The organism is Bacillus sp. FSL H8-0534 (assembly GCF_038005885.1).
Taxonomy (GTDB): domain Bacteria; phylum Bacillota; class Bacilli; order Bacillales; family Bacillaceae_G; genus Bacillus_A; species Bacillus_A pseudomycoides.
This window is the reverse complement of the sequence record NZ_JBBOUC010000001.1, coordinates 1,754,215-1,773,520: the sequence shown is the minus strand read 5'-3', so window position 1 is coordinate 1,773,520 and position 19,306 is coordinate 1,754,215. Positions and strand designations below refer to the sequence as shown.

The following is a 19,306-nucleotide window of genomic DNA, read 5'->3' as shown; positions in this document are numbered from 1 at the left end:
TCAAATTTAGGAAAAAGGAATGAATTTATGAAAAAACAAATTACAGCACTTTCTTTAGCTATGGTTCTGGGCTTCGGTTTCCAACCGATTGCTAGTTTAGCAGAAACATCAAATAACATAACGCAAGATTCTACTCAACAAGCTGGATGGAAATTAGAAAATGGTGAATGGTTTTATTATGAAAATGGTAGTAAAAAAACAGGTTGGTTGAAAGAAGGAACGAATTGGTATTACTTAGATGAAGCAGCTGGCGGAGCGATGAAAACAGGTTGGTTGAAAGAAGGAACGAATTGGTATTACCTAGATGAAGCAGCCAGCGGAGCGATGAAAACAGGTTGGTTGAAAGAAGGAACGAATTGGTATTACTTAGATGAAGCAACCAGCGGAGCGATGAAAACAGGTTGGTTGAAAGAAGGAACGAATTGGTATTACTTAGATGAAGCAACCAGCGGAGCGATGAAAACAGGTTGGTTGAAAGAAGGAACGAATTGGTATTACTTAGATGAAGCAGCTGGCGGAGTGATGAAAACAGGTTGGTTGAAATACGGAGAAAATTGGTATTACTTAGATGAAGCAGCTGGCGGAGCGATGAAAACAGATTGGTTGAAATACGGAGAAAATTGGTATTACTTGGATGAAGTAGCTAGCGGGGCAATGAAGACAGGCTGGTTGAAAACAGGTGGTAGTTGGTACTACTTGGATGCGGCAGCCAGCGGAGCGATGAAAACAGGGTGGTTGAAATACGGAGAAAATTGGTATTACTTGGATGAAGCAGCTAGTGGGGCAATGAAGACAGGCTGGTTGAAATACGGAGAAAATTGGTATTACTTGGATGAAGCAGTTAGCGGGGCAATGAAGACAGGTTGGTTGAAAACAGGTGGTAGTTGGTACTACTTGGATGCGGCAGCCAGCGGAGCAATGAAAACAGGTTGGTTGAAATACGGAGTGAATTGGTATTACTTGGATGCGGTAGCTGGTGGAGCGATGAAAACAGGCTGGTTGAAAGAATGGAGTAGTTGGTATTACTTAGACGAAGCAGCCGGTGGAACGATGAAAACAGGTTGGAATAAGATTGACGAAAAAATGAATTATTTCAAAGATAGTGGAAAATGGATAGGAAATACGCGTGAGCTAACGGTTAGATCAACAGCATACTCAAACGACCCAGCAGAAAATGGTGCAAAGCCCGGTGAACATGTTTATACGAGTATGGGAGATGATTTAACTGCTAATCCAAATTTAAAAGTGATTGCTGTGGATACTTCAGTTATTCCACTTGGCTCGAATGTATATGTAGAGGGATATGGACCAGCTGGAGCTAGGGATACTGGTGGAGCTATTAAAGGGAATAAAATAGACGTATTTATACCTTCAAAGCAGGGAGTTTGGAACTGGGGAGTTAGAACAGTAAAGGTATATGTATTACCTTAAAGTCATTGTAGTTAATGTACATATTGTAAAAAATCATTATTACTATAGTAATATGTTTTTATTAGAAACAGCTTTTTCAAGCGAAGACTTGAAGAAGCTGTTTTGTTTAGTGTTGACGCACCAAATTCTCTATTTGTAAAGTCATAAGAAAATCAGGCTTCTTCGAAATATGTGCATTTTGTAGTTACAATCTTTTTCCTTCAAAATCCGACGAATATATTTTTAAGATTAAGAATATTCATAAAACTAACATCTCGTTTATCTCTGAAAATTAATAAAATATTAATATAAAAGATGAAAAAAGAGAGGATACCTTATGAAACTATTGAAATCAAAAGCATTATGGGGAGCGGTTGGAGCGATTGTTGTTGCTTCCACTATAGCTTACAATGTAGGTACGATTCCTGGTGATGCAGAAGTAAATGGTAAGGTTACTACATATAAGAGTCTAGTTAGTAATATCGAACAGAAAGAGAATTCACTGGATAAGACAGAAAAAGAATTAAAGACTACAAAAGAAGGTTTGGACAAGGTGAATGCAGAGTTAAAGCTTCGCTCTGCGGAATTCGAAGGGGCTAAAAAATTATTAGAGAACAAGACAAACATCGAGAATGAAATTAAGAACAAGCAATCTGAACTGGATGGTAAAAAGTCAGAGATAAGCAAACTAGATGGTGATATCAACGCTAAGAAAGCTGAGCTGCAGAAGCTTACGGAAGGTGTTGTATTGAAACAGCAAGAGCCTAAGAAACTTGGTGCAGGCTATTGGTCTGTAGGAAAAGATATTCCTGCAGGTAGATATAAGATAACTGGTAAGAGCAACCTCTTTGTATATAGTTCATCTGGAGGTACAAAGGTGAATGTGATTTTAGGTGAAGGAGACTTTGGACTAGAAAGTTATGTGGTTGCTATAGTCGATGGAGATATTATCGATACTCGCGGCGGTGCTACATTTCAAGCGATTCAATAATTGTGATCAGGAGAGTAGTCTCGTGGCTACCAATAGCTTACACTGAACGATATAAATCCTACGTAATGTGACTGTACCTCTTTTTCATGTTCTAGACAAAACAAAACGCTACTTATATTTATAGCTATCAATTTAACCTAAATAAGCCAGATGTTTTTCGACATCTGGCTTATTTGGGCATTCATTTTATGTTGGTATTTTACAATTATATACAGTAGTTGATGTGGTGAGCTGTACCATAAATAAGTGAGGTTTAACGAGGGTATATTTAAAAGTACACGATGATTATCAGAATAAAAAAGGATAGTCGAAGGAATCGTCATGTAAAAAAAGCTTCTTTTTTTAGTAGTTACTCATTATGAAATCGTCCCCTTAATAAATTTCTTAATATATACTATTCATTGTTTACAAACCTTGTACTATGAAAGGATAGGTGGTAATGGGGATGAGGACAGGGGTTGAAAGTTCCGACAAAAAAGCTGCTCTCAATGTAATATATATTGTTCTAGATGATGTGGGTTACTCGGCTTTAGGTTGCTTTGGTTCAGAGATTGAAACGCCTAATATTGATTCGTTAGCGGAAAACGGTCTGCGGTACAATAACTTTAATGTAACTCCTTTGTGTTCTCCTACTCGCGCTTGTCTTCTAACAGGTCGTAACTGCCACTCGGTCGGGGTCGGGTTAATAACTGAAGTAGACTTTGGACCTCAATACCCGAATAAACGAGGGAGAATTTCAGATACTGCTGCTACTTTAGCTGAGATCTTAAAGCTGAATGGGATGGCTACATATATGGTTGGAAAATGGCATCTCGTTCCTGGTCATGAAGTGGCATCAAGTGGTCCTTTTGAAAATTGGCCACTTTCAAAAGGATTTCAACGATATTATGGCTTTTTATTAGCTAAGACTGATCAGTATGCGCCGGATTTAGTATACGATAATCATCGTGTACAGAAGCCTGATAAATCAAATTATCATTTATCAGAGGATCTGGTTGATAAAACGCTGGAATTTTTGATTGATCATACTTCTGTTACTCCAGACCGTCCCTTCTTTCTGTATTTAGCCTTCGGGGCACAGCATGAGCCTCATCAAGTACCAAGAGAATTTATAGAGAAATATAAGGGAGTTTACGATAAAGGATGGGATGAGATAAGGGAAGAGCGATTTGAGCGACAGAAGGAGATGGGAGTCATTCCGCCTTATACAGAACTCGTTGAACGCAATCCAGGGATTAAGCCATGGGACGAACTGACAACGAAAGAAAAAGAACTGTTTATCAAATTTCAACAGACCTATGCTGGCTTTCTAACACACACTGATCAGCAAATTGGCAGACTGCTCTATTTTTTAAAATCAAAAAACAAGTTAGATAACACCATAATTGTTTTACTTTCTGATAACGGAGGTAGTCAAGAAGGAAGCTGGAATGGTTCTATTAATGATTCTGCATACTTAAATGGAATCCAGGAAAGTGTGGATATGATGTTTGATCATATAGATGAAATAGGAGGACCTTTCACGAGCCCCAATTATCCTAAAGGATGGGCGCAAGCTTGTAATACACCTTTTAAATATTATAAGCAAAATACCTTTTTTGGAGGGACACATGTTCCCCTCATCATTCAATGTCCTCAAAGTATTCCAGACCCTGGATCAATTCGCTCCCAATTTTATCATGCTATTGATATTACTCCTACTATACTAGACCTCCTAGATATTGAGGCTCCTGGGGTGTATGAAGGTGTTCCGCAGATGCCGCTTCATGGTATAAGTATGCTAGATACATTTACAGAACCGAATGTCCCATCAAAGAGAAAAACACAGTACTTTGAAATGCTCGGACACCGGGCTATTTGGCAAGATGGATGGGTTGCCGTTACTTATCATGAAACAGGTATACCTTTTAATGAAGATCATTGGGAGTTATACAATGTAAACCAAGATTTTTCGCAAAAGTATAATCTAGCAAAAAAATATCCAAGGAAATTAAAAGAGCTTCAAACGATATGGTGGGAGGAAGCTAAGAAGTACGGTGTTTTACCATTAAATTATAATCCGTTTAGGAAAGGGTATGAAGGCTTGCAGGAAGGGAGAACAATATTTATCTTCTATCCTGGAATGGCTCATTTGCCATCAAGCACTGCTCCAAAAGTAACATTTTCTTCTTATTCAATTACAGTTCCAATCTTTCGTTCAAGTCGTACAACAGAAGGTGTATTGATTGCTCATGGAAGCTATTCAAGTGGTTATACAATATATATAAAAGATAACTACCTATTTTATGAATATAATTACGTTGGCACTGTCTATAAAATTCAATCTTCTGCCCAAGTACCTGTTGGATATTCAACTATACGATTTGAATTTAAAAAAGAACTATTAAATCAAGGAACGGGTATTCTTTATATCAATGATCAGCAGGTTGGCACACTTTATATGCCTCGTACATTACCATTTCTTATTTCTGCTGAGGGATTAGATATAGGCCGGGATCGATTAACAGCCGTGAGCTCTAACTACCCAGTGCCGGAATTTCCGTTTAGTGGACAAATCGAGAGAGTGGTCATTGAACTGCATGATGACCAAGAATATAGCCAGTTTTTTAAACAGAACAAAAGAGATTCCATCCATATTAATATAAATGGGAAAATTATTTCTCGTTAAATGACCTGTGAAGATTGGAAGTATCCATTTAGAGGAAAGAGGTAATGGAATGGGTAGGTGCAACAGTTTTCATATTCTGGTGAAACCAACGGGTCCGATATGTAACCTGGATTGTAAGTACTGTTATTATACTGAAAAGGAAATTTATTTTCCTAATGAGCATTCCTTTCGAATGTCTGATTCTGTTTTAGAGTCGTATATTAAACAGTATATCGCCTCCCAAGACACGCAAGAAATTGTCTTTGCTTGGCAGGGAGGGGAACCAACATTAATGGGATTAGATTTCTTTCATAAGGCTATATCTCTTCAAAACAAGTATGCGGACGGTAAACAAATCACAAATACGATTCAAACGAATGGAACATTATTAAATGATCGTTGGTGTGAATTCTTTTCAGTTCATCATTTTTTGGTTGGTCTAAGTTTAGATGGACCCGAGCATATTCATGATATGTACCGAATTGATCGCGGGGGGAAACCCACATTTGAATTGGTAATGAAGACAATTGTCATGTTAAAGAAACATGGCGTAGAATTTAACATACTTACTTGTGTTACGAGACATTCCTCTTATAGACCTCTAGAAATCTATCGTTTTTTTAAGCAGCAAGGCATTCAATATATACAGTTTATCCCTATTGTAGAAAGAGAGGTGAATCAAGGAGCGGCAGAGCTGTCTCTGCGTCATGCAACTCCTCCTTCTCTATGTAAGGAAGAAGCGCAACAGACAGTAACTCCTTGGACAGTAGAACCAGAAATGTATGGAGAGTTTCTAATTCAAATATTCACTGAGTGGGTGCAGCATGATGTAGGGACGATTTATGTTATGAATTTTGAATGGGCATTAGCTTCCTGGATCGGAATTCCGTCACCAGTCTGTATTTTTGCAAAAGAGTGTGGTAGAGCGGTCGCTATGGAACATAATGGTGATCTGTTTTCTTGTGATCATTACGTTTATCCTGAATATCGATTAGGAAATATTACAGACGGATTAGTAAATATGATAAATTCCCCATCACAGCTTGCCTTTGGTAAGAAGAAGCGAGATACACTGCCCTTAGTGTGTAGAAATTGCGAGGTTCGATTCGCTTGTCATGGTGAATGTCCTAAAAATAGATTTCTAGTTTCAAATCAAAATGAGCCAGGATTAAATTATCTATGTGCATCCTATAAGAAATATTTTAAGCATATTAACCCTTATATGAAAATGATGAAACAGCTGTTACAAGATGGCTTCCCTGCTTCCTATATAAAAGAAATAATTATGGATCAAGGAGGTCTTTCGAAAATCTAAAATAGGATATTTCTAATTTTTTGAAACCGTTGGGACTTTAATTACTTTAGTTGATCCAATTATCTAATACGAAATATGTTAGTTTATATTCACGAATGATATCTTTTTGGATGGGTATTTACGCTGAAGCAGCAAGAATTTGTTGTTTTTTGCGCATTGATTTGATTTTTTATGGAAAGATATGTTAGTAGGTATGCGATTTGAACGCTCTATTTTTTAGAGTATGAAAGGAGGAGTACGCATATGGAGGAAATTGAAGTAGGCGAAATTTTTACCCTTAGCGATGAGAGTGATCAGGAGCAGGAAGTTGAAGTGCTGGGAACGATGAATGTCGAAGGAGCAGAATACATTGCTGTCGGCTTTGTAGAGGACCTTCAAAAGGAAACAGATGAAGACATTGATATCTTCTTTTTAAGAGTAGAAGATGATGGTGAATTGTCATACATCGAGAGTGACAAGGAGTTTGAAAAAGTGTCTGCTGCGTTTGAGGAAATGATGGATGAGCAAGATTAATATTGGTTGGACAGAAGAGAGGGATAAATATATGCCCTCTCTTTGTGTATATATGGTTGAAAAATATTTCCTAAATGGCTAAATCAACGAATAAATCATCGCATAAAAATAGCGTTCTACCAATTGGTAGAACGCTATTTTACCGTATTTTATGACCCCGGAGAGGCTCGAACTCACGACCTCCACCCTGTCAAGGGAACCTTTCAGTTAACTGTAGAGGTTTAGGATCAGTAAAACTTATATGTATCAAGGCTCTCAAGTTATTATCTTCATTGAGAACCACTTCAATTAGAGTTTCTTACGGAAAATACTAAAGGAGTTATATTCATTGGTCAAGTACTTTTTGCAACAACCTCCACAGGGGAAATTTTTGAGTTGTACTTCTCAGGTGATTTGTAGCTTTCTATGTAGATAGTATATTTATATTGGTTTCTTGTACAATACGTACTATTAAAGATGAAATAAAGAATCTAGGTGAAGAGGTTAGATTCACCTTAACTATATATCCTTTTTCATTACCAACATCATTCCTAATGGAGAAACTTAGAAATATGGTATAATTCTCCATGAACATAGTAGAAAGGATTTAAACAATGGGACAATTTCAAAGTAATTTTCAAGCGGCACAACAAATCGCTACGCAGATGAGAGTAGCTTCGGATACAATCCAAAGTGCGACAAATCGTTCTATAAAAAAGGCGACGCGTACTACGCTATCTGTTAACTCCAAAGCACAAGAAGCGAACCAACAAGTTTTAGATTTAACGAAACAATTTTCTGCCGCCTTTCAACAAGCGGTTGATAATATTCATTCGGTAGCTAACGAGTTTGAGAGAATGGATAACGAACTTCAAAATACTTTTCGCTAATGTGACAACCTACGTAAAGTAAAACGATAGGAGGAAAAAGATGAGTCAAGATATTGAAGAACAAATCCATCAATTAAATCAAAAATTACAAAGTATATTCGAAGAACAGGATCGGAATCAATCTGCGATTCAAACACAGGAACAAGCGGAAACAGATTTTCACGAATGGAAAAGTCGAAGCAATCGTTTATTTAATCGAATTTTCGAAACTTGGCATGGGGATAAAGAGTTATCTCATTTTTTTATGAATATGCGTCAAGAAGCAGGGCACATTGAGCGAAAACTTACATTCGAATTGGAAAACCAAAAAGAAACGTTGCTTAAAGAAAGACGAGACCTTAGTGATTTAGAAAACGACCTTTCCTATCAGCAACAACAATTAGCAAGGGAGGTCAATGCATGAGTTTAAATATGTATTTGGGAGAAGTACAAAGCCAAACTCAAAGCATGAACGCTGTATGTACCGCTACCATTCAAGGTATGGAACAAGCCATTCAGTCGATTGACGCTTTTGCAATTGATACTGTTTTACAAGGGCAGACTTATGATAGTGCGAAAGCATTTTTTGTACAAACCTTTCGTCCTTTAGCACAGGGAATCATTTACTTATGTGAAGAATTAATCCGTCAGAATGATGCCTTTCCAAGTCAATTTCAATCAAAGGTAGCTTCAACTGATGTAATTGAACAAGAAATATTAGAACAAATTCAAGAAATTGATCGAATGAAAGCAAGTATGGAAGCCATCATTCAAACTATACCAATTCCAGGTATGGACGCTATGGCGAATCTTTTCACTGCTATGAGGAAAAAACTGCAAGAAAAGTTAGATCACCTGTATGAGTTTAACCAAACATCTAGTAATAATTATAGTACAGCAATTCAATTAGCCGCTAGCATTGCGACGGGTTTGGCTGAAGTCCAAAGTGGGAAAGGTTTTAGTCCTGTAAGTGGTACATTTAGTACACAAGGATTGAATATGGAGTGGACAACCTCTATTCAATCGATTACAGAAGAAAGGGCACGTCAGGCTGAAAACCATCTAAAGAGTAGTTCAATTGAAGAAGGGGCAATGTGTGGTAAGTTACCTGAAAAATCTACTTTCCGAAAAGTTATAGATGGCACTATAGAAGGTGCAGGAGAAGCAATTGGAGACACCATAGAAGGATTTAAAGCGCTTGGTAAGCGGGAAACGTGGGAAAACATGGGGAATGCTGCGTTGCATCCTATTGATACCCTTAGTACCATGTATAATGTAGTGTCAGACTCATTTATTAATGATGTAATAAATGGAGATGCTGAAAGTCGTGCGAAATGGGGAAGTTATGCTTTAACACAAGTTGCAGTAGGTGTTATTGGCGATAAAGGATTAAGTAAAGCAAGTAAATTGGGTAAAGTGACAACTAAAATAGCAAAAGATAAAATTCCAGAAGTTATTTCTCATACTATTGGTAATTTACAAATGGGGGATCGTTTTGCTTTTGCTGGTGGAAATAATATACGTTCTAGATTTGCTATACCTGATTTTAAACAAACTGAAGAAAAACTATCCACTTATCAGTTCGCTAATTCTGGTGGAAGAAACCATACTCCATCACTCTCTAATAGACAAATCATGTCTAGCTTAAGAGGAACAGAAAAATTCACGAGAAGAGGACTTAAGCATATTCTAGAGGGTGAAATAAATGGCATTGGTAAAGCAGTTGGCTATCACACTGAAGCATTAGAGAATACACCAGGAAAAATAGTTGCGGGAACAGAAAGAACAGTAAATAATCAGGGAGTATATAAAGCTAAGGTAGAAGTAAATGGAGTCCCTAAGACTGCAAATAGGGGATACTCTACATTTTTCCCTAAAGATTGGAGTCCACAGAAAATTGTAGATAATATAAATGAAGCATACAATAATAAAAGACTTGTAATCGATAATACATATAAAGGAGTAGGTCTAGACGGTATAGAAATTATCATGTATATAGCTGACAACGGGAAAATTATCTCTGCTTTCCCAAAAGAATAAATTCTATTTTTAATATAAGGGAGTATGATAGAAATGAAATATAAATATACTTTTGAAGTGCTTGATGATGAAATATTAATCATGAGGGTACCAAAGGAAATTAAACTTGTTGGAACCTTTTTATATGTTGAAGTTTCTGCATTTGGAGATTGGATTTTAGAAGAGATACATAGTGTTTTAAACGGGGAAAAGGATTATGGAGAAGTAAATGGCAACATTTGTGGTTTAGAAATTCGAAGAGATACAACTATTGTCCTAGACAATTTAGCTGAAGATGGTAAAGGTGAATTTTGTGAGATAGAAACGGTTGAATTAGTACATTTAATTAATATTTGGCTGGACAAACAAAAAGAGTTTAAAAAAGAGAAAACACAGGAGTAAAATAATTTAAAAGGCTGACTTCATACAGAAGTCAGCCTTTTAAATTATTTTACATACCACATACTATCTATAGCACGGATTTTCCAGACACCCGGCGAACCAAAATCCCGAAAACCTCCCCCTCGATAAATTCACTTTTGTGTATAACGAATCAGGCCTGCATCTTAAACAAGAGAAGCCGATTAGAATAACTTCTAGGTCACTATATAAGTGATTTAAAGGTATTCTAATTGGCTTTTTATTACTCGTAGGACACTCACAGGTAATGTTCCGAGGTGTGTTAAATAGGTAAACTCCAACCTCGATGCGATCCTTTTTAGCTAAACTCATATCAGAACTATATAGTAACCAATGTAGTGATAGCTCTATGTTGTGTAAATCTGAGGTAGCCAGCTCTGTAGTATACTCCAAGATTACATAAAACGATAAATAAGTGTAATCATTTAACTAGGGAAGCAAACCTTACCGTTAAGCCTTTTGTATGTTACATAAAGTTATTACATAAAAGATTACATAAAACATTTACACTTAGTGAGCTCTCATGTTACATTAAAAGCACAATAAATGTAAGGGGGAGAAACCTGATGAGAATCGCTTATGCTAGGGTTTCAACTGATGAGCAGTTACTTGATAGACAACTGGAAGCACTCAATAAGTATGGCTATGATAGATTAATCCAAGAGAAATATACAGGAACTAAAAAAGATCGAGCAGGACTAACCCAGCTCATGGATACAGTACGAGAAGGTGATACCGTTATTGTAGAAGCTATTAGCAGACTAGGGAGAAACACTCTTGATATCCTTACAACTGTTGAGGAGTTAAATAATATGGGTGTTACTTTCATATCATTAAAGGAAAATATGGATACTTCAACGCCGACTGGAAAAGCTATGTTCTCTATGATGGCAGTAATTAGTCAACTTGAAAGGGACTTAATAGCAGAACGAACAAAAGAAGGACTGGCAAGCGCAAAGAAACGGGGAGTTAAACTAGGTAGACCTCAACTCGATAATGACAAAATAAGGGTAGCTTTACAGATGTATGACTCTGGAGAATATTCCATCAAGGACATTGTTAGTCAAGTGGGGATATCTCAAGGTAAGCTATATAAAGAGATTAATAAGAGAAAATTACAAGAAGGAACTACGAGATAGGTGACAATTAAGTTGCTACCTCGCTGTTTCTTTTTTTGTTTGTATGCGAGTACGGACAATGTAGCTGCACCTCATAGTGGTAGGTATTGGCTACACAAGTACTGCTCATTAGACTACTTCTGAGAAGGTGACAAGTTGTCACTCTCTACTAGAGCTACACCTCTGTAGTGATCCTGCTGGCACATACCAATAGTTATACTCCTGTAGCTGTACCTTTATAGTGATACCACACGAGAGCGTACCATGTAGTTATACCATGAGAGAACGACACTATGTAGTCATCTTAGAAGGTAACAACATTTTACCATCTCATATGTATGTACTTGTGAGGTGAAACCTTGTGAAGGCTTGCCTCGTTAGTCCAGCTCGTGGAGAGGATCGTGTGAGGTTAAGGTTATTGGGAAAGGTTTGAGTATCACCTCATCAGGTGCTCACCAGTTACCCATTCCACAAGGTTAATCTATATCTGGTTTGTTAAATATATAAATATCATAACATCCAGGTATGTATATATATTCGATAGTAGCCATATTTAGAAAGTATACCTATGAGTAAATTATATCGTATTTACTGAATGTGATTACAGAGGAGTACAACCAGTTAGTTTTTACCTCGTTAGCCGCCATTTGAGGGGGAACCTCTTGAGTTTTCACCTACCTTGCTTACCACCTAGAGTTATAGCTTATAAATTGAATTTTAGAGTTAAAAATTTTTTAGAACTAAATTTTTGAGTAAAACTTTGGTGATTAAAACAGGGAGGAGGAAGCATGGTAGAACACACCTCAGGGGATTTGTATAGTTTTGCCTACTGAATACCAGCTCAAGGGAAGACTAAAAAAGTTGTAGCCTCACAGTATCCTATACAGGAAACTAGAAGTTAAAGCTTATTGGTTGATCTAATTTAGTTAGTGTTCGTAAATAAAGATAAATAACTTACAAGCTGGCGCTCTTAGGTTAACCTAATTAGTGACTCTTAGGTGTATCTAATTATTTAAACCTATTAGTCCATCTCATAGATAAATAAATATAAATGACCTTATGAGGTGGACTAATTAGTAATACTCAGTAAACGAAAATAAAAAAGAACTACTGAGGTGACCAAGTTAGTTAAACTAAAGGATTTCGTCTCGTAAGATATTTGAAATATTTTATATATACGAGATGGGAATAAATTAGGATTAACTCCACAAGTAAGGCTAGTCGATTCTCGACAAGAAGTAACCTTGTGAATTTACCTTAAAGGCTTTCCTCCTCAGATATTTTATTTTTTTGTTTGAGGAAGTACGATCTACTTTAGTTGAACCCATATAAATTACATATGAGTAAAACTTGGAGCTGTGCTGATGAGTAAACTGTATGGTTTGCTTAGTTGGTATAGCTCTTTTTGTTTGCTACTTGAGATGGGATTAAGGAGGGGGAGTCGAATTAGGTACCACGAGATAGCTATGTAGTCTATAAGAATAAAGAAGGTTTTTCTGATTGAAATAGGGTTAAACCTTAGAGCTGCAAGGGATTGGTCTACTTTGAATCGACGCGTTTTTTTTTCGCGTATTTGAAGAATCGACGCATTTTTTTTACATAATTAACTAGGTTAACTAATTTAATAAAGCTTTAATGCTACTATGGAAGATATTTATTTTCGTAAAATAAAACCAAATTGAATTGTTGAGAACATCCAAAGAAAATACATGAAGTTGTCCAAAAAAGAACTTGTACAACGCCTGAACCTTGCAGAAAATAATTCAAAATGGGTAGCGAAATATTTCGGAATTTTTAAGAGGTGATACAGGTAAAGTATCACCTCTTATTCAATTAAATGGCCCTTTTGTTGAATAAAAACCTCCAAATAATACCGGATATTTATATTATTTTTGTATGAGATTTTGAAGAAATGTACTTAAACTATAGAAGCAGTTTAATTTAAGTACAATACTTCACAAAGGTCGGTTCCTAATTAATTTCCATAGTTATACCATAAGGAAAAAGCACATAACATGGAGTAGTGACTAAAAAGGAAGGAGTGAATAAAACTTGGATGAAAAATTCTATGATCCAAACTTCCCTGTAAAACGTCGGGATGAATTACTTAAACAATTAGAGAAAATTAGTAAGGATAAGGGACTTTCATTTTCTTTTACGACTTCTTCGTATTCTTCAGACCCACGGTGGAGTAACTGGAACGATACTTTTACTGACCATGGCCACTGGTATAAAACATGGGGAAATTCTATATGACAGTTAATTTAATTGTCATTCAGCCTTCTTCGCTTTGTAATCTGAATTGTAGTTATTGCTATGTTCCCGAAAGACAAAATTCAATGATCATTGAAGATTCTACACTGGAAAATATATTTTCAAAAACTCTAAGCAGCACGATTGTTAGTGACCATATCGAGTATCTATGGCATGCAGGAGAACCTTTAACAGTAGGAATATCCTTTTATGAGAAAATAATCGATTATATTAAGAAGTATAATATTGAAAATCGGAAAGTGATCAATTCCGTTCAAACGAATGGCACTTTACTATCAGCAAAATGGTGTGAATTTTTTAAAGAGAACCATTTTAAAATTGGTATAAGTATGGATGGTCCTGAATTTCTACATAACCAAAATCGTAAGGATTGGTCTGGTAAAGGGAGTCATCATATAGCCATGCGCGGTGTCAATCTTTTAAAAGAGTACGGACTTGATTTTGGAGCAATATGTGTTCTTACTAAAGAAAGTCTCCATTATCCGGAGGAAATTTTTTATTTTTTTTATGAAAATGACTTTAAATGGGTCGGATTTAATGTAGAAGAAATTGAAAATAGTAACCATTCAACATCTCTTAACTCCGGAAAATTGGAAAATATTACTCGGATGTATAATTCTTTTATGTCACGTCTTTTTGACTTATGGCAACAACATCGTGATAAAATCACGATTCGAGAATTTCAAAATATGTGCTCTGCTATAAATATCAAACTCAAAGACCGTCATTTTTATTGTGTTCCTGACGAAATACAAAAGCTGCGTATCGTTACGATTCAAAAGAATGGTAGTATTACAACGAATTCTCCTGAATTTGCGGGTAGCAGCAATAAAGAACTTAATAATTTTATAGTTGGAAATATAAACAGTCTGGATTCTTTCGAGCATATTATAAACAATGATATTTATTTGAAACTACAAGTTGAAATTGAAAATGGCGTTAAGAACTGCGCTGATACATGTCTTTATTTTGATTTATGTGGGGGTGGATCTCCTTCAAACAAATACTTTGAGAATGGTTCCATCTCTAGTACAGAAACAATCACTTGCATCCTTCACAAGCAAATACTCGCTTCTGTTGTCATCAATAAGTTGTCGGAATGATCATTTATCCATGATTCCGGGAGACTTTTGATTTTAAAAACGAAAATGTAATGAGGTCATATGTTGTACAAAAAGGATAGATGAACAGGGATTAAACCTGCTTGCATCTATCCTTTTCTTTTTACCCTATATAATATGTGACATTATAATTGAATACTTAATTATAGGGTTTTGTAATTATCTTCCTGACTTTTAATAAAAAAATCAGAACGGGGTTATACGTGTTATAGGTTTTAAAACTAAATAACTTTATTATCATTTTACACAGTCATCTTCGTAACTTTTCGGCTATCGAGGTGTAAGATCCTCGGTTTGAACGAGTTTTTTCTATTAAATATTAGTGCAGTATTACCTCAGCAGACCAATCGTAAAAAATGACTATAAGGTTGTTTCTTTTTAGTTCAGACAACTCTATAATCGTTTATATTGGGAGGTGACATAAAGTGATTCCTGTCTTGGAATATGAAGATTTGTGGGGCACTACCTTAAAAGTTGAATATACATTAGGTTCAATAAACTTTTTTATTACTGATGAGTATAGGAGACTTATTCATCTTGTATTCTTAGAAAGGGACGCTCATAAATTTATAAGTATTCTACATGGTAATAAATCTATGGATCTTATAGATGACGAGGGAAAAATGATGAAATTTCAAGCGTTAAATGATGGTTGTTTTGGGATTTCTATAGTATCTAAGAAGACAAGAGGTGGATTTCGATTTAATAAGATTCAAACTCAAGGGTTAATGAATTGTTTTCAAAGTATATGTGATTTATAAGTATGACTGAGGTGACATCTAGAAAGGGATTCAATGCGGTACTTGTTCTGGATTTTATAAATAAACATTAAAATGAGAAAGGGAGTTTTAACTATGAAGAAAGTAAAATCGGTAGCGTTTAACGTAGCAGATCCTATGGAGTTTGACCTATATCACTACGCAGCTAAGCAGCAGTATTTTAGCACTTACATAAAAAGATTAATCCAAAGAGATATGGAAGATGGAAAGAGAATCATGCTTGAGATGGAACAAGCTAGCGAGATCTACTCGAAGAAAAACTAAGGAGCTTACCTATAGAGGTGGGCTCTTTTTTATACTCGAAAGAATCAGACAAGCATAATCCCGTCCTAAATTTAGAACGGGGTTAAAAATATAGTTGTTTAATTTTTGATGTAAACGGCTCACGGGAATGTGATTCCGCGAATTGTACGAAGCATCGCGGCAACCTCATTAACCATACTGTGGGTCTTTTCAATAGTGTTACAACTAGCCATTGTAATTTCTAAGAATATTTCATTTTCCATAGGAAAATGGGTAACGTAAAGCATGCAATCGTCTTTATAACCTACTACCCAACCTTTTTGAGGATAAACTGTTGGTGGAAAATGAAAATGAGGAGAATCACTTCTACTAACATTAGAAAATCCCATTTTTTCCAAGTTACCTGCAATAATACTCCGCACTCTGCCAACTTTTGTTTTACCAGAAAGTAATTGCCCAGATACTCCCGCCGAGGAGGGGGACGAACCGAAGCTGCCAACATGCCGAGTCGAGATATACGTGATTAATGGTACTGCCATAGAATTCCCTCCTAGTTAATCAATAATATAGCTTGGATATTCTATTCGCCGGGCTATAAGCTCAACAGCATGAACCACACTTTGGGCATCTTCTAGAGTGTTTCCAGAACCAACCATAATTTGATAGTATCGATTTGGTCCTGAAACCATAAAAAATTGTATTATGACAGTAGCACCGTTTGTTTCGCTTTCACCAATAACACCTTGTTGATAAAAATTTATATTTGTAAATCTTGAACGCATCATCTCGTCTACAATCAACTGCTTAAATTTCATAAGGTCATGAAGTATAGGTCGTTGATATCCTTGAGGATATACTACCGGCATAAAATTCCCCCCATTAGAGTTTCAACTTTTCAATTGAATATATTCGATATGAAAGTACTTTATGTATGGATATGGCGTATTAGCCCATCCCTTTTGTTCAAGTAACAGGTGGTTTTCTTGAATGTGATTTGTATATTGATTTTCAACAATCGGGCGCTTTAATTCTAAGGTACAGCAAAGAAGATCCTTAGAGGGCTATTAGAAAAAACTGCTTAGGTGAGGGGGCACGATTCGCTCAGTCCTTACCGAAGGAGGTACTCAAGAGAAAGAGTACATCAACGAGTGGAACTTGAATCGCTTAATTATAAAGTCAAAACTACCTAGTGCATAACGCTTCGAAAGATGGGTATTTAATGAAGTACTACCAAGCTTACGACAAAATAAAGGTTATGTAGTTGAGACTAGCGAGACTGAGTTTATCGAGAAACACTTTACAGGGTTATCTGATAATCTAAAGAGAATGATGGTTATGGAGTTAAATGAGAATAAAAAGAAGTTACACGAAGAGATTAAGCAAAAGAACGATATCATCTCAGTATTACAGCCAAAAACAAACTTCTGAGTACATAATTCTTGAGTATAAGGGAGATCAATCGGTTAGTGGTGTCATGTTAATGTTCGAAGATGATATGTTAACTGGAAAAGATAAATACGAATTTGAGAAGGAGAGCCAATAGGTTCTCTTTTTTTTGCATTCTCGAGTGAACCACGAGGTGTGACTTTTAGGTTACCGCTGTTGAATTTCAATTACCGTATTTAGATTACTAATTCAAAACAGTAGAGCGACACGAGACAGCAACCTCAAAAGTTTTTCTCATATAGTTTCGCTCAGAGACCACTTAACGTTTCAAACACCTAAAGGCAATACATGAGTAAAACTATTCGAAAAGTTTTCAATAAGTATAAAACCAGTAGTACCAAAGGTTTGGCGATTCATGAGTCGGACGCAGAGGGTAAGTTCGACAGGGAATGACTTGAAAAATGTGACACTTGTAGTGATTACTGTATGAGGACAAAATTTAAGAGTTTTGTCACAGTTTTTCTATTTATATATATGAAGGACCAGAAAGAGAAAAAGCTATATCTCACAATATAGTATTCTCTGATATGCAACTCTTCTGGTAACTACAGTTATGAAGGGGAAAAATGAGGAAAATTATTTTCCTCCAAAGAATGCTAACTCTTTTGTCACACAAGACTCATATTAGTTTATGTAAGGTGAATTTAAGAGTCTTGTAACACTTTCCGTACATCTTTTATGAGGACAAAAATTTAAGAGTTTTGTCACAGTTTTGCTATCTACACTTATGAGGGCACAAAAAAAGACTTTTTCTAATTTAATGCTTCGAGGTGGATTCTAACTAGCTTATAAATAAATTATTTGTAGGTTGGTAGAGTTCATCTCTAGGGATATATTGAGTTGCTTCTTATTAGCGGATGCTGATTGAGGTTTATCACCTTTCTTCCTCATGAGTTCGCTGTGAAGCTTTTTGTTGTAAGTTACCTCCATTGCTTGGTTAGTCAGTTCGATCCCCCTTGAGCTGGCTCCCTTTTTGGAGAGTAGTTGGTAAACAAGCGAAACTAAACAAATTAACAACAAATAATATATAGGAGGCTACGAGATGGGATTCTATGTAGATATCAAAAGATTAACTTGCAAGAGAGGAATCACATTAGATCAACTCAGTGATAAAACAGGGATTCACAAGGCTAATCTTAGTAGAATGGCTTACGGAGAACCTGTAACAATGAGAACGGTCAATAAGATTGCTATAGCGTTAAACATTAAAGAAGCTAATGAATTGCTAACATTTAGAAAAGAAGAATACTAAAAAAGGGAAAGCAGGGAGGAGAAAACTAAATGGTTACTACAGAAATGACAGGTAAAGAATTAGTCGAAGCAGGATATGAACTTGTGAGTCTAGCTCAAAAGGAAGCCCGAAAGAAATACCTAAATAGTATGAGCCAACGAGATGGGAGACATTTTATCATGATGAAACGAGATAATTTCAAAGTAATCAAAGAGAATTTAACTTTACAGCAGCATGGAGTATTACTTTATTTAGCAACTTGTATGAAAATTAATCGAGGTGGGAAATTGTTCACTGAGAAAGGTGATCTACTAACAGTTAAACACTTGGTAGCAAGCTTAGATAAAACACGTTCTCAAGTTAATAAAACCCTATCAGAATTAGAATCTAATGGATTAATCACTCGTGAGACGGTAGGGAAAACAACTTATGTAAATATGACTGACGCAGTATTTGTTTGTGAGAAATTAAAAGAGGAATACAAGGTAGTTAAAATCTTCAAAGCTCACCTACAAGAGAAAGCAAAGTCTATCTCGTTAAATGCTCTAGGGTTGTTTGGAATGATGCTTTCTTATATGAGTTGGAATACTAACTTAATTGTTGAGAATCCTGATGAGGAAGAAACTAGTAGGATTGTACTCTTAAAGCGTAAGCACCTAGAGGGGTTGCTTGGACTGTCTCGGCCTACTGTTAAAAAGTTAATGGACGAGTTAGGGAAGAATCGCTTGATTGTAGAGATTAAGTCGGTCACAGAAGCTATCTGTTTAGATCCTAAAGCAGTAAGTCGTCAAGCTAAAAAGATTACTTTGGAGGAACTACTGGATAATATCGAGAAAGCCTCCTTCTCTAAAGATAACTTCAAGAAATAAAACTACAGAATTCATCACCGTAACATTACCACAGAGAAATTTCAAAAGTAAAACCCTAATAG

At 36.0% G+C, this 19,306-nt stretch carries 18 protein-coding genes; 16 read left to right on the top strand and 2 right to left on the bottom strand.

Translation table 11 applies throughout. From position 1 onward, the window contains the following. Nucleotides 1-27 precede the first annotated feature (27 nt). The 14 genes from MHH71_RS09335 to MHH71_RS09270 all read left to right on the top strand — a co-directional run bounded on the left by MHH71_RS09335 (nt 28) and on the right by MHH71_RS09270 (nt 15,719). A complete protein-coding gene (locus MHH71_RS09335; protein WP_078211411.1) occupies nt 28-1,431 on the top strand; it encodes a 3D domain-containing protein in 1,404 nt (467 codons plus the stop codon). Between the two features lie 316 nt (nt 1,432-1,747). Continuing rightward, nucleotides 1,748-2,401: a hypothetical protein gene (locus MHH71_RS09330; RefSeq protein WP_006094010.1), complete on the top strand. Its 654-nt coding sequence runs from the start codon at nt 1,748-1,750 to the stop codon at nt 2,399-2,401. 445 nt (nt 2,402-2,846) lie between these two features. Beyond that, nucleotides 2,847-5,069 carry an arylsulfatase gene (locus MHH71_RS09325; RefSeq protein ID WP_033798741.1) on the top strand — a complete coding sequence of 741 codons (2,223 nt, stop codon included), beginning with the start codon at nt 2,847-2,849 and terminating at the stop codon, nt 5,067-5,069. Nucleotides 5,070-5,118: 49 nt separating this feature from the next. Then, on the top strand, nt 5,119-6,363 hold the full coding sequence (locus MHH71_RS09320; RefSeq protein ID WP_033798742.1) for an anaerobic sulfatase maturase: 1,245 nt from the start codon (nt 5,119-5,121) through the stop codon (nt 6,361-6,363). A 243-nt stretch (nt 6,364-6,606) separates the two neighbouring features. Next, nucleotides 6,607-6,876 carry a DUF1292 domain-containing protein gene (locus MHH71_RS09315; protein ID WP_006094014.1) on the top strand — a complete coding sequence of 90 codons (270 nt, stop codon included), beginning with the start codon at nt 6,607-6,609 and terminating at the stop codon, nt 6,874-6,876. 593 nt (nt 6,877-7,469) lie between these two features. After that, nucleotides 7,470-7,745, top strand: a complete 276-nt coding sequence (locus MHH71_RS09310) for a TIGR04197 family type VII secretion effector (protein ID WP_006094016.1) — start codon at nt 7,470-7,472, stop codon at nt 7,743-7,745. Nucleotides 7,746-7,785: 40 nt separating this feature from the next. Next, nucleotides 7,786-8,148, top strand: a complete 363-nt coding sequence (locus tag MHH71_RS09305; RefSeq protein ID WP_006094028.1) for a DUF3958 family protein — start codon at nt 7,786-7,788, stop codon at nt 8,146-8,148. Further along, on the top strand, nt 8,145-9,764 hold the full coding sequence (locus tag MHH71_RS09300; protein ID WP_033798743.1) for an EndoU domain-containing protein: 1,620 nt from the start codon (nt 8,145-8,147) through the stop codon (nt 9,762-9,764). Before MHH71_RS09305 ends, MHH71_RS09300 begins: the two co-directional genes overlap by 4 nt. 33 nt (nt 9,765-9,797) lie before the next feature. Beyond that, nucleotides 9,798-10,145, top strand: coding sequence for a hypothetical protein (locus tag MHH71_RS09295; protein ID WP_018781095.1), 348 nt, complete (start codon nt 9,798-9,800; stop codon nt 10,143-10,145). 584 nt (nt 10,146-10,729) lie between these two features. Further along, complete coding sequence (locus MHH71_RS09290; protein ID WP_006094033.1) at nt 10,730-11,302, top strand: recombinase family protein; 573 nt, start codon at nt 10,730-10,732, stop codon at nt 11,300-11,302. A gap of 2,031 nt (nt 11,303-13,333) precedes the next feature. After that, a complete protein-coding gene (locus MHH71_RS09285; RefSeq protein WP_018781094.1) occupies nt 13,334-13,537 on the top strand; it encodes a hypothetical protein in 204 nt (67 codons plus the stop codon). Next, a complete protein-coding gene (grrM, locus tag MHH71_RS09280; protein ID WP_139358557.1) occupies nt 13,534-14,658 on the top strand; it encodes a cyclophane-forming radical SAM/SPASM peptide maturase GrrM/OscB in 1,125 nt (374 codons plus the stop codon). Before MHH71_RS09285 ends, grrM begins: the two co-directional genes overlap by 4 nt. Nucleotides 14,659-15,101: 443 nt before the next feature. Further along, nucleotides 15,102-15,437, top strand: a complete 336-nt coding sequence (locus tag MHH71_RS09275) for a hypothetical protein (protein WP_033798744.1) — start codon at nt 15,102-15,104, stop codon at nt 15,435-15,437. Nucleotides 15,438-15,530: 93 nt separating this feature from the next. Beyond that, on the top strand, nt 15,531-15,719 hold the full coding sequence (locus MHH71_RS09270) for a hypothetical protein (protein WP_006094041.1): 189 nt from the start codon (nt 15,531-15,533) through the stop codon (nt 15,717-15,719). Nucleotides 15,720-15,838: 119 nt separating this feature from the next. Here the strand turns inward: MHH71_RS09270 and MHH71_RS09265 are convergent, their stop codons facing one another. Next, a complete protein-coding gene (locus MHH71_RS09265; protein ID WP_018781090.1) occupies nt 15,839-16,237 on the bottom strand; it encodes a hypothetical protein in 399 nt (132 codons plus the stop codon). A gap of 15 nt (nt 16,238-16,252) precedes the next feature. Further along, the gene (locus tag MHH71_RS09260) at nt 16,253-16,564 is read right to left on the bottom strand and encodes a hypothetical protein (RefSeq protein ID WP_033798745.1); all 312 of its coding nucleotides are present in this window, start codon (nt 16,562-16,564) and stop codon (nt 16,253-16,255) included. A 1,622-nt stretch (nt 16,565-18,186) separates the two neighbouring features. Between MHH71_RS09260 and MHH71_RS09255 the strand changes: the two genes are divergently transcribed. Continuing rightward, nucleotides 18,187-18,396: a helix-turn-helix domain-containing protein gene (locus tag MHH71_RS09255; RefSeq protein ID WP_018781086.1), complete on the top strand. Its 210-nt coding sequence runs from the start codon at nt 18,187-18,189 to the stop codon at nt 18,394-18,396. Between the two features lie 29 nt (nt 18,397-18,425). Beyond that, entirely contained in the window at nt 18,426-19,244 is an 819-nt protein-coding gene (locus tag MHH71_RS09250; protein WP_006094050.1) for a MarR family transcriptional regulator, read from the top strand. Nucleotides 19,245-19,306: the final 62 nt, after the last annotated feature.